The following is a 12,201-nucleotide window of genomic DNA, read 5'->3' on the forward strand; positions in this document are numbered from 1 at the left end:
GTCACGCCTGGGCGCTGCCGCCCTTTCCCCGGGGGCGGGGCAGCGCCAGTTCGATCTCCTCCCGCAGTTCCTGGATCCTCGGGTACGAGGAGTACTCGGCGGTGAGCCGGTACATCTGGCGCAGCCGGTCCCAGGTGCGGCGCGAGGAGTTCTGCCCCATCGACACCAGCGCGAGCCGGGCGAACCGGTCGGCCTGTTCGGGGTCGTCGGCGATGAAGCACGCGGAGGCCATCGACAGGAAGTCGAAGATCTTCGACCGCTGCTGGGCGTCCACCCGCAGGGCGAGCGCCTTGTCCGCGTAGTGCTGGGCGTGCACGGCGGCGCCCGGTTCGAACTCGGCGAGCGTGCGGTACGCCAGGGCCTGCATGCCGTACAGGTCCGCCTCGTTGAACAGCTGCATCCAGTTCGGCGGCGGCACGTCCCCCTTGTCGGAGACGAACAGGTCCTCGGCCCGGCCCAGGGTGCGGCGCATCGCCTGGCCCTTGCCCATGGACGCCTGCGCCCAGGCCTCGATGGTGTGGAACATGGCGCGGGTGCGCGGCAGCACCTGCTCGCCCGAGCCGGACTGGGCGAGCTTCATCAGGTCGAGCGCCTCGTCGGGCTTGCCGAGGTGCACCATCTGGCGTGCCGCCCGGGACAGCGCCTCCCCGGCGCGCGGGCGGTCGCCGCCCTCCCGGGCCGCGTGGGCGGCGATGACGAAGTACTTCTGCGCCGTCGGTTCCAGGCCCACGTCGTGCGACATCCAGCCGGCGAGGACGGCGAGGTTGGCCGCGACGCCCCACAGGCGCCGCTGGAGGTGGGGCGGATGGCGGTAGGCGAGCATGCCGCCCACCTCGTTGAGCTGGCCGACCACCGCCTTGCGCTGGAGGCCGCCGCCGCGGGCGGCGTCCCAGGCACGGAACACCTCCACGGAGCGCTCCAGTTCCTCGATCTCCTGCGACCCGATGGGTGCGGCCTCGTAGCGGTCGAACCCGGCGGGGTCGGCGTGCAGGGGATCGTGGAGGCGAGGTGCGTCGGCGGTGAGGGCAGGATCGGTGTGCAGCCAGTCGTGCATGGCGCTGCTGAGTGCGGAGCCCGCGGTGAGGGCGGCACCCGCACCCACCAGGCCGCGTCGGTTGAGCATGAGGTCCATTCCCGTGAATTCGGTGAGGACCTCGGCCGTCCGCTCGGGCGCCCACGGCACTCCGTCGGGATGTTCCGCACTCCCGCCGCGTGGCCGTTTCCCCGTACGCCCGTGCCGGACCAGACCGAGATCCTCGATGGTCACGACACGGCCGAGACGCTCGGTGAACAGAGCCGCCAGCACCCGCGGCACCGGATCGCGCGGGATCTCTCCCATGTCGATCCACCGCCGCACCCGGGAGGTGTCGGTCGCCAGCTGCGGATGGCCCATGGCCGCCGCCTGCCGGTTGACCAGCCTCGCGAGTTCGCCCTTGGACCAGCCGGCCAGGCCGAACAGGTCCGAGAGCCGGGTGTTGGGTTGTCCGCTCACGTCAAGCCCCCAGGTTCTCGGCTGAGTTGACAGTAGCCCGGTGCGGGTTGCCGGGCGACTATTCGCCAGGGTTCGCCAGGGTGCGCCAGATGGTGTGCCAGGGGACATCGGGTGTCGAGTAGGAACGCGCCACCACGACCCCGTCGCCGCAGGGGCATTCCCCCAGGGTGCGGCCGGGCGGCCGGGTTGGGTGGTGCACTGACGTCGCAGGCACACGAAGGGATCTGTATCACCCATGTACGCAGCATCGTCCTCCGTGTCCGCCCCGCCCCGGCCGCTGCGTCCGCGTCCGTCGGACAGCGGCCCCTACCTCGCCCCCGCGCGCCCGGCGAACCCCGTGCTCGGCGGAGGCAACGCACGGCGCCTCGCGGGACCGGGCACCCAGCCGCTCAGCGGACGGCTCGACCTCTCCGGCCCGCAGGGCGCCCAGCTGCGCACCGCGCTCGCGTCGGTGCACCGCATCTGTCCGGAGTTCGCCCCGGTCCAGGTGCTGCGCCGCACCGGCCGGTCGGTCCTCCTGGTCGGCACCACGGGCCGCAGCACCGCGGTCGCCAAGTGCTTACTGGACCACTCCCCCGCCTGGAGCGAGCGGATCCGCCACGAAATAGCGGCATACCGCTCGTTCGTCCGGCAGCGTCCGCCCGTGCGGACGCCCCGGCTGATCGCAGCGGATCCGGACAACTGCACGCTGGTCATCGAGCGCCTGCCCGGACGGGTGGCCGCGCTGCAGCGGCACCCGGTGGAGGCGCCGCCCCGGGCGGACATCAGGGCGGCACTCGGCGCGATCTGCCGGCTCAACTCCTGGCGGCCACCGGCCGGGACGTTCGACGCGCCACTGGACTACGCGGCCCGCATCAACCGGTACCACGAGCTGGGGCTGCTCACCGACCGGGACCTCGGCGACCTGCAGAAGCTGCTGCACGGCATCGCCCTGGCGACGGGACGGCAGGGCATGGGCCAGTTCTGCCACGGTGACGCGCTGCTCTCCAACATCCTCATCTCGCCGGCCGGTCCGGTGCTGGTGGACTGGGAGCACGCGGGCTGGTACCTGCCGGGCTACGACCTGGCGACCCTGTGGACCGTCCTCGGGGACGCCCCCGCGGCCCGGCGTCAGATCAGCCAGATCGCCCAGTCGGCGGGCCCCGCCTCCCGCGACGCGTTCCTGGTGAACCTGATGCTCGTGCTGACCCGGGAGATCCGCACCTACGAGACGGCCGTGCAGCGTTCGATGCACGACGTGGCGCCCGCGCCGGGCCAGCCGGGCGGCATGCCGTCCGGGGAGGAGCAGCGGCTGCTGCTACGCCGTCTGCACGACGACTGCCAGCTGGCCCGGCGGGCCGTGCGCGCCGCGGTCGGCACCCGCTGACGCCCGTGCCACTGCCCGCAGGCGAGCGCCGCCGCGGGCAGTCGGGACATCCCGGGCGGGTGCGGATGTCGGCCCGGTGCCGGTCCGCGGGGTGCACCACCGGTGTAGACCGCTGACGCACCGCAGGTCCCGCCGCAGCCCGCCACGAAACCCCGCCACACCCCGATTGACAAGGGAATTCGCGCCCTCCTGGGCATGATTGACGGATCATCGGCCTACCGGTACCACTGACCGCGTGCCCGACCGTCCCAGGAGGCTGCATTGCGAGATCTCGCCACCGAGCCCGGCCGTGCGGCCGGGCCGTCACGCCGCGCCGTCCGAGGTGCCCTCGGCGCCCTGGCCGCGGCCGCGTTGACGCTGCCCCTGCTGGGCGCGGCGCCCGACCCGGCCCCGCCGGCCACCGCCCGGCTGCAACAGGCGTTCGCCTCCGCGGCGGCCGCGTACGACGTCCCGCAGAGCGTCCTGCTGGGCGTCTCCTATCTGCAGTCCCGCTGGGACGCGCACGACGGCGCCCCCAGCGTCACCGGCGGCTACGGCCCCATGCACCTCACCGACGCCCGCGCCGCGCTCGCCTCGGCCGGACACCACGCGACCGGCACCGAGGACCCGCGCGGCGACGACGCCCGTCCCGCGCTGCTCCCCTCGGAGCGCACCCCGGACACCGCCGCCCTGCCGGACCGGCTCACCACCCTGCCGAAAGCCGCCCGGCTGACCGGGTTGAGCACCGAGACGCTGCGGGAGGACCCGGCGGCGAACGTCGCGGGCGGCGCCGCGCTGCTGGCCGAGGCGCAGCGCCGGCTGGGCGCGCCGGCCAGTGACGACCCGGCCGACTGGTACGGGGCGGTGGCGCTGTTCTCCGGCGCCGACGACCGCGCCTCGGCGACGGCGTACGCGAACGACGTGTTCGCGGTGATCCGGGCCGGCGAGCGGCGCGTCACGGACGCGGGGCAGCGGGTCGCCCTGGACGCCCGCCCGGACCTCGCCCCCGACGCCTCGGCGCTGGACCGCGCCGGACTGCGCACCGGCTCCGCGGCCTCCACGGAGTGCCCGAGGACGGTGTCCTGCGAGTGGATCCCGGCGCCGTACGAGGAGTTCGGCGAGGACGACTACGGCAACCACGACCTGGGGAACCGGCCCGCCTCGCAGCGGATCCGGTACATCGTCGTGCACGACACGGAGGGCGCCTGGGAGGGCGTCCTCGACATGGTCCAGGACCCCACCTACGTGTCCTGGCAGTACAGCCTGCGCTCCACCGACGGCCACATCGCCCAGCACGTGAAGGCGAAGGACGTCGCCTGGCACGCCGGCAACTGGTACGTCAACGCGGCGTCGATCGGCCTGGAGCACGAAGGTTTCCTCACCGACCCCGACGCCTGGTACACCGAGGCCATGTACCGGTCCTCGGCCCGGCTGGTGAGGTACCTCGCCGACAAGCACGGCATCCCGCTGGACCGGCAGCACATCCTCGGCCACGACACGGTCCCCGGGACCACCACGGCCACGATCCCCGGCATGCACACCGACCCCGGACCGTACTGGGACTGGCGGCACTACTTCGAGCTGCTGGGCAGCCCCCTGAAGGCGACCGGCGCCAAGAACTCCGGCGTCGTCACCGTCCGCCCCGACTACGACACCCACCGGCCGGTGTTCACCGGCTGCGAGAGCGCCGGTGAACCCTGCGCCCCGCACGGGTCGAGCGCGGTGCGGCTGTACTCCGACCACGACGAGAACTCCCCGCTGATCAGGGACATCGGCCTCGGTTCCGCGCCGACCACCGGGGTGAACGACCTGTCCTCGCGGGTCTCCACCGGCCAGCAGTACGCGGTCGCCGACCGCTGGGGCGACTGGACGGCGATCTGGTACCTCGGCCAGAAGGCCTGGTTCCGCAACCCGGCGGAGAACCCGGTGGCCGTGCCCGCCAAGGCGAAGGTGATCACCCCGCGCGAGGGGCTGGACTCCGTCCCCGTGTACGGGCGCGCCTACCCGGAGGCGGCGGCCTACCCGGCGGGGGTACCGGTCCAGACGGTGTCGGCGCTGCCGTACACGGTGCTCGCCGGGCAGAAGTACGTGACCGGGGGCAAGGTGCCGAGCGAGTACTACTACGCGGTGACCTTCGACCCTGCCTCGCACCAAGTGGTGCGCGGCAAGGAGCAGTACTACGAGATCCAGTTCGGCCACCGGGTCGGGTTCGTGCGGGCGGCGGACGTGACGGTGGCGTCGTCGTAACGCGGGAGCGCGCGCAACACGGCGGGCGCCCCCGGACCGGTGCGGTCCGGGGCGCCCGTCGTCGTCCGTGCGCGGGGTCAGCCCTGCTGGAACAGCTCCGCCGGCAGCGGCTTGAGGAGGGCGTACAGGTCGTCGGTGATGGGCGGTCCCAGGCGGCGATGGTCACCAGGACCTTGTCGCTGCGGTCGAACTGCACGCAGGAGATGCGTCCCTCGGACATCTTCACGCGACGCACGATCAGCAGGTTGTCGCCCTGCATCACCGGCACGTCCTCCGTGCCGGTGACGGTGACCTCCTCGTCGTTCTCCAGCGCCAGCAGCAGCTGTCCGACCTCGAAGGGGACTTCGCCCTCGGGGACGTCCCGCGCCGGGGAGCCCTCGGGCAGGTTGCCGATGATCATCGCGGGGCCGCGGCCGCCGAACAGGTCGTAGCGCAGGAAGACGCCCTGGCAGCTTCCGTCGGGGGCCGGCAGCAGGCCGGCGCCCAGGTTGCCGGGCCAGTCGCCCGGGTCCATGGCCAGTACGTCGAAATCGGGCCCGGCGGGTGTGGCACTGCGGCGGCGGAGGAACGACATGTCGCCATGGTACGTGCCCGGGCCCCGGTTCGGACGGTCGGGCGGAAGCCGCCGGAGCTACCCGGCCTGCCGCCGGCGCCCGTGGTGCCGGGCCACTCGGGCACGGTTGCCGCAGGACGGTTTGCACCACTCCTGACGGGGGTGGTCCTTCAGGAAGTAGCGGACGCAGCGGGGTGCGTGGCAGGCCCGCAGCCGGTCCCGGTCGGGGCCGGCGAGGAACCCGATCACGGCTCGGGCGAGGGCGGCGGTGAGGTCGTCCGCGTGACCAGGAGCCGGCCGGCGCCGTACCGCCGGACCGGTGTCCTCGTCCCAGTCCAGGACCGGGACGGTGGGGGTGCGGGCGGCCGCCTCGTTCAGCCGGCGCAGTGCTTCGGGCACGGGCAGCAGGCGGCTCGCATCGGCGCGGCTCGGCGGGGCGGGGCGTACGGCGTGCGCGAAGAGGGCGCGGACGGCGGCGCGCAGGTCGCGCACGGCGGTGAGCCGGCCGGTGTCGGCGACGAACCGCTCGGGGGCGGGAAGCACGGAGGTACGGGCGCGGACCCAGTCGGTGAGGCCGGCGGGGTCGGCGAGGTCGTCGGTGACCGATCCGTCGCCGTCGTGGCGGAGGGTGAGGGCGAGGTCCAGCGCGAGCCGGGTGTCCCTGGTGATCGAGTCCCGCATGCGGCCGATAATAGGGGCTCAGCCCGGCGGGGTGGCCCGAAGCGGAGGGCGGCGGGCAGGTCCCCGACCACCGACTCCCCAGCCACGGCGCCAAGACGCGGTGCACGACCGCCCCGGCCCCGGGACCCGCCGGGCCCTTTCGCGTCCCGGCCAGGCCGGCCACACGCCAGAGAGGGCGACCACCCACCATCGAGCCCGGAGAGGCCACACGGATCAGGACGCAGCCAGGGTGGCCCGAAGCGGCACCTGTGCCGGGCGTCCGGGGCTCCGGCTTTGTCGGTGCTTCTCGGGTTCGAGGCCCTTCGCTCGCCCCCTCCCGCCCGTCTTCCTTCGGGCGCGGGCGGGGTCGAAGGGCGTCGGGGCGGTCACCACGCCAGGACGGGGCGCCCGGCTCGGCGCCTGCGCCGCTCAGTCCGCCGGTGCCCCGTCCTCCGCGCCGACGGGCGGGACGACCGCGACCGGGCTGCGGGAGTGGAGCAGGACCGCCTGGGTGACCGAGCCCATCATGCGGGCGGCCGCGAAGAGCCGGCGGCGGTGGCGGCCCACCACGACGAGCGCGGCGCCCTCGGAGGCGTCGACCAGGTGTCCGGCCGCGTCCCCGGGGAGCACCGCCGTGTCGGTGACGACGTGCGGGTGCCGTTCCCGGTGCGGGGCGAGCAGGCCGTCCAGGAGGGCGCGGGTCTCCTGTTCGAGCGCGTCCTGGTCGATCTGCGGAGGCGGCATCTCGCCGGGCAGCATCACTGTCTGCAGCAGCGACGGATAGGCGGTGACGACCCGCAGGGCGGTGTTCCGCCGGGCGGCCTCGTCGAAGGCGGAGGCGAGCGTCGTCGCGTCGGGACTGTCGGGGTCGGCGGAGCCCACCGGGCCGTCGGGGTTCACCCCCACCACCACCGGGCCGTCCGGCCGTACCGGCGCCTCCTCCTCGCCGCCGCGTCCGGGCCGGGGCACCACGACCACCGGGCACTCGGCGTCCCGCGCCGCGGCCAGGGAGTTCGACCCGAGCAGCAGGCTGGCGAAGCCCCCGCGTCCCCGGGAGCCGAGCACCAGCAGCCGGGCCTCGGCACCCGCCCCGGTCAGCAGCGGCCCCGGCGCTCCCTCGGTCACCACGTACTCGACGGACGACACACCGCCGAGCTCCGCCAGACGGGCCTGCGCCTGGGCGAGGACCGGGTCCTCACCGGGACCGGGTGGCCCGTCCGGCCGTGTGCGGAACGGTTCCGGGCGGACGTGCAGGACCCGCAGCGGAGCCTCGTGCCGACGGGCGGCGTCGAGGGCCCACTCCAGTGCGCGCAGCCCGTCCTGGGAACCGTCCACCGCCGCGATCACCGGCTTGTCGTTCATGTGCCTCGCCTCCGGATACGTCCTTCGGTCCTCGCCGTCCCGTCCCGGTACGGCCGGGGGCCGCGGACGGCACTGCGGATCACGTGTCCGGAAAAGCGCGCGGCACACCCCTCGCGGCGGCGGCGCGGCTCAGGTCAGGTCGAACTCCCCTCCCCGCGCCCCCGAGACGAACGCGCCCCACTCCGCGGGGGTGAAGATCAGGGAGGGGCTCTCCGGGCGGCCACTGTTGCGCATGGCGATGAAGCCCTCCACGAAGGCGATCTGGACATCGCCCAGACCCCCACTGCTGGACTGCCACTGTGCGTTGCTGAGGTCCAGCTCGGGCTTGTCCCAGCCCGTGAGCGGGCGTTGCTGGGTGGTGCTCTCGGCCACGTCCGTGCTCCTCCCTCTTGCCGTAGTCCGCGGCCAGCCTAGCGATCGGGGTGTCCCGCGGACAGGCCACGGAGGGAGGACGTCGAAGGGGGCGCGGTGACGCGGGGAAGGGGCGCGGACCGTCGGCCACGCCCGTCCGGCGCCGTAGGTGAGAAGCAGGCCGGGCTCTTGCACCGGGCCGTGGTGGCCTGCGTTACTGGGCCCCGTGGCAGGCGACCGAATGATCGGTCGACAGTGGTGCGATGTGTGAAGGGAAGGTCCTGATGACTCAGGCGACGGACCTGCTGGACCCGGCGGAGCGACTCGACCTCGACGGTCTGCGGGCCCTCCAGCTGGAGCGGCTGCGCGGCTCCTTGCGGCACGCGTACGAGAACGTGCCCTTCTACCGGGAGTCCTTCGACAAGGCGGGCGTCCACCCCGACGACTGCCGTTCGCTGTCCGACCTGGCCCGGTTCCCGTTCACCACCAAGGCGGACCTGCGGGAGAACTACCCGTACGGCATGTTCGCCGTCCCGCGCGAGCGGATCCGCCGGCTGCACGCCTCCAGCGGCACCACCGGCCGCCCGACGGTCGTCGGCTACACGGAGAACGACCTGTCCATGTGGGCGGACATGGTGGCGCGGTCGCTGCGCGCGGCGGGCGGGCGGCCCGGCGACATCGCCCATGTGGCGTACGGCTACGGGCTGTTCACCGGCGGACTGGGCGCCCACTACGGCGCCGAACGGCTCGGCTGCACGGTGATCCCCGCGTCGGGCGGGATGACGTCACGGCAGGTCACGCTGATCCAGGACCTCAAGCCGTCGGTCATCATGGTGACCCCGTCCTACATGCTGACCCTGCTCGACGAATTCGAGCGGCAGGGTGTCGACCCGCGCTCCACGTCGCTGCGGGTGGGTGTCTTCGGCGCCGAGCCGTGGACGGAGCGGATGCGACAGGAGATCGAGGAGCGGTTCGCGATCGACGCGGTCGACATCTACGGGCTGTCCGAGGTGATCGGGCCGGGCGTCGCGCAGGAGTGCGTGGAGACCAAGGACGGCCTGCACATCTGGGAGGACCACTTCTTCCCGGAGGTCGTCGACCCGCTCACCGGTGAGGTGCTTCCCGAGGGCGAGCAGGGGGAGCTGGTGTTCACCTCGCTCACCAAGGAGGCGATGCCGATCGTCCGGTACCGGACGCGGGACCTGACCCGGCTGCTGCCGGGCACGGCACGGGTGTTCCGGCGGATGGAGAAGATCACCGGGCGCAGCGACGACATGGTGATCCTGCGCGGGGTGAACCTGTTCCCCACGCAGATCGAGGAGATCGTGCTGCGCACCCCCGGGGTGGCGCCGCACTTCCAGCTCCGACTGACGACGCGGGGCCGCATGGACTCCCTGACGGTGCGCGCGGAGGCCCGCCCGGACGCGGACGCGGCGGCCCGCGAGGCGGCGGCCCGCTCCATCGTCCAGGCCGTGAAGGACGGCATCGGCGTCTCGGTCGAGGCGGAGATCGTCGACCCTGAGTCCCTGGAGCGGTCGGTCGGCAAGATCCGCCGCATCGTGGACCTGCGGGAACGCCGGGGCTGAGCGCGCGGCGGGGTGTGCCTACCGGGCTCGGTCCGGGAGCGGGCCCGGGGCGCGCAGACCGAGCCACTGGTCGGCGTCCCAGGCCCGGAACCGCTCCACCTCGGTGAAGCCCAGCTTCGCGGCGAGGCGCATCGAGGCGGCGTTCGCGGTCCGGGTCGCGAGGACCACCGGCTCACCGGGGAGGACGCCCTCCACCCAGTCGAGTGCCGCCGCGCACGCCTCGGCGGCACACCCGGATCCCCACACCCACGCCAGGAACAGGTAGCCCAGTTCGACCTTGCCCGCGGCGGCCGGCCGGTGCCGCCGCGTCGCCCTCCTGAGCAGCACCTGCCCGACCATCACCCCGTCCCGCTCGACGACGAAGCTCCCGGGCCACCGCTCCGGCACGTCGGGCAGCTCACGCTCCAGCTCGTCGCGCGGACGCGGTCCGCCCAGGTAGGTGTGCACCTCCGGCGACGACAGCAGCTCGACGAACGCCGCGCGGTCACGGGCCTCGGACGGACGCAGGCGGAGCCTCGCCGTCCCGATCGGTGCGGGCGGCCACGGCACGGGCCCGAGATCGTCCATACCGGCCACCCAACCAGCGGCCTCCCCGACGATCAAGGCCCTCCCCGGCCGCCTGTCAACTGACGGCCGCTCCTGACCCATTGACAACCCGTACCGCTGACAGGAAAGTTTCATCCGCGCGACGATCCCCGGAAGTTACTTTCAGGCGGCGTGGGGACACGAATCGGGAGGCATGGGATGGCGGACGCGAGAGGGATCACCCGGCGTCGACTGGGGGCGGGCGCGGTGGCGTTGGGCGGTGCGCTGGCGTTCGCCGGGCTGCCCGCGGACCCGGCCGCGGCGGCCGCCCCGGCCCGTGGGAGCCGCCCGGCGCTGCGGCACGGATCGGCGCGCCAGGCGGGGCTGTTGCCCGGACCGCTGCGGCAACTCGTCACCGATGCCGAAGCGTTCCTCCAGCCCTCCCCCCAACACCCGTGGTACGCGGGCGCCGTTCTGCTCGCCGGACGCGGTCACACGGTCGCCCTGCACAAGCCGATCGGCATGGCCGTGCGCTACCAGGCGTACGACGAGGAGACCGACACCGGCGTCGAGTTCCCGGTGGACCAGCAGATCCCGATGGCCGAGGACACCGTCTTCGACCTGGCGTCGGTGTCCAAGCTGTTCACCTCCATCCTCGCCGTGCAGCAGATCGAGCGGGGCACGGTGGCACTGGAGGCGCCGGTCGCCTCGTACCTGCCGGACTTCGGACGGGCCGGCAAGCAGGACGTGTCGATCCGCCAACTGCTCACGCACACCTCGGGGTTCCCGGCCTGGATCCCGCTGTACGAGGCCCCGACGTACGAGGAGAAGGTGCGGCGCGTCTACGACCAGGCGCCCGCGAACCCGCCGGGGACCGTGTACCTGTACTCGGACCTCAACCTGATCTCGCTGCAACTGGTGCTGGAGCACGTCACCGGCCGCCGGCTGGACGTGCTGCTCCGTGAGGAGATCACCGAGCCCCTGGGCATGCGCCGCACCCGGTACAACCCGCCGGCCTCCTGGAAACCGAAGATCGCCGCGACCGAGGACGCCCGCACACCCTGGTCCGGTCTGGACCGTGGCCTGGTGTGGGGCGAGGTGCACGACGAGAACGCCTTCAGCCTGGGCGGGGTCGCCGGCCACGCCGGTGTGTTCTCCGACGCCTGGGACCTGGCGATCCTCGCCCGCACGCTGCTCGACGGCGGTGTCCGCGGCCGGGAGCGGATCCTGCGGCCGGAGTCGGTGGAGCTGATGTTCACCGACTTCAACACCGCGTTCCCGGGCGACGAGCACGGTCTGGGCTTCGAGCTCTACCAGCACTGGTACATGGGCGCGATGGCCACGCCCCGCACGGCGGGACACACCGGCTTCACCGGCACCGCGCTGGTGCTCGACCCGACCACCGACTCGTTCCTCGTCGTCCTGGGCAACTCCGTGCACCCGGTGCGCAGTTGGCGGTCCGGTTCGGCGCCCCGGGTGGCCGCAGCGAACCAGCTGGCCCGCGCGGTGCCGGTCCGGCCGGCGCACGGCCGCACGGCGTGGTTCTCGGGGATGGCGAACGCGGCGACGGCCACCCTCACACTGCCCGCACTGGACACCTCGTCCGGCGGGAACCGGCTGAGCTGTTCGCTGTGGTGGGACACCGAGCCCCGCGCCGACGTCCTGGTCCTGGAATCCTCGGCGGACGGCGGCACGTCGTGGCAGCCGGTGCCGTTCACCACCGCGCGACGCGGCGCCACGCCCGAGCAGCACCCGACGGGTACGGCGACCGGCTGGTCCGGCCGGGTCTGGCACGACCTCACCGCGGACCTGCCCGCCGCAGCGGGCCTGGTGCTGCGCTGGCGGTACACGACGGACCGGCTGTACGTCGGCCGCGGCGCCTACGTCGACGGGCTGCGCGTCGAGCGGGGCCGCCGACGGATCTTCGACGAGGCCCGCCCCGCCGACGCGGCGCGGCTCCGGCCGCAGGGCTGGACCCGGGAGGACGGCTGAGGCGACCGTGGGCCCCGCCCGGTGACCGGGCCGGGCGCCGACAGGCCGGTGCGGCTGTCGGCCGCGCGGGGGCCGACGGGCCTGCGTG

Annotated in this window: 9 protein-coding genes and 1 pseudogene; 4 read left to right on the forward strand and 6 right to left on the reverse strand. The window is 73.7% G+C overall.

Annotated elements, in window-relative coordinates:
• Nucleotide 1: 1 nt before the first annotated feature.
• The gene (locus tag F3L20_RS21825; RefSeq protein WP_150155811.1) at nt 2-1,492 is read right to left on the reverse strand and encodes a DNA-binding protein NsdB; all 1,491 of its coding nucleotides are present in this window, start codon (nt 1,490-1,492) and stop codon (nt 2-4) included.
• 235 nt (nt 1,493-1,727) lie between these two features.
• Between F3L20_RS21825 and F3L20_RS21830 the strand changes: the two genes are divergently transcribed.
• Both F3L20_RS21830 and F3L20_RS21835 read left to right on the forward strand, forming a co-directional pair.
• Nucleotides 1,728-2,858, forward strand: a complete 1,131-nt coding sequence (locus tag F3L20_RS21830) for an aminoglycoside phosphotransferase family protein (RefSeq protein WP_150155812.1) — start codon at nt 1,728-1,730, stop codon at nt 2,856-2,858.
• A 261-nt stretch (nt 2,859-3,119) separates the two neighbouring features.
• A complete protein-coding gene (locus F3L20_RS21835; RefSeq protein ID WP_167534578.1) occupies nt 3,120-5,084 on the forward strand; it encodes an N-acetylmuramoyl-L-alanine amidase in 1,965 nt (654 codons plus the stop codon).
• A gap of 77 nt (nt 5,085-5,161) precedes the next feature.
• On the opposite strand, the pseudogene F3L20_RS21840 reads toward F3L20_RS21835, so the two are convergent.
• The 4 genes and pseudogenes from F3L20_RS21840 to F3L20_RS21855 form a co-directional block, all read right to left on the reverse strand.
• Nucleotides 5,162-5,658: pseudogene (locus F3L20_RS21840) on the reverse strand (hypothetical protein).
• A gap of 57 nt (nt 5,659-5,715) precedes the next feature.
• Complete coding sequence (locus F3L20_RS21845) at nt 5,716-6,318, reverse strand: CGNR zinc finger domain-containing protein (RefSeq protein ID WP_150155813.1); 603 nt, start codon at nt 6,316-6,318, stop codon at nt 5,716-5,718.
• Between the two features lie 408 nt (nt 6,319-6,726).
• On the reverse strand, nt 6,727-7,659 hold the full coding sequence (locus F3L20_RS21850) for a universal stress protein (protein ID WP_150155814.1): 933 nt from the start codon (nt 7,657-7,659) through the stop codon (nt 6,727-6,729).
• Between the two features lie 129 nt (nt 7,660-7,788).
• Nucleotides 7,789-8,031, reverse strand: coding sequence for a DUF397 domain-containing protein (locus F3L20_RS21855; RefSeq protein WP_145825813.1), 243 nt, complete (start codon nt 8,029-8,031; stop codon nt 7,789-7,791).
• Nucleotides 8,032-8,294: 263 nt separating this feature from the next.
• Between F3L20_RS21855 and paaK the strand changes: the two genes are divergently transcribed.
• Entirely contained in the window at nt 8,295-9,596 is a 1,302-nt protein-coding gene (paaK, locus tag F3L20_RS21860) for a phenylacetate--CoA ligase PaaK (RefSeq protein ID WP_150155815.1), read from the forward strand.
• Between the two features lie 18 nt (nt 9,597-9,614).
• Here paaK and F3L20_RS21865 read toward each other — a convergent pair whose 3' ends face one another.
• Entirely contained in the window at nt 9,615-10,163 is a 549-nt protein-coding gene (locus F3L20_RS21865; RefSeq protein WP_150155816.1) for a GNAT family N-acetyltransferase, read from the reverse strand.
• A 177-nt stretch (nt 10,164-10,340) separates the two neighbouring features.
• Here F3L20_RS21865 and F3L20_RS21870 point away from each other — a divergent pair, with 177 nt between their 5' ends.
• Entirely contained in the window at nt 10,341-12,113 is a 1,773-nt protein-coding gene (locus F3L20_RS21870; RefSeq protein ID WP_150155817.1) for a serine hydrolase domain-containing protein, read from the forward strand.
• Nucleotides 12,114-12,201: the final 88 nt, after the last annotated feature.

This window comes from Streptomyces tendae (assembly GCF_008632955.1).
Lineage (GTDB): Bacteria > Actinomycetota > Actinomycetes > Streptomycetales > Streptomycetaceae > Streptomyces.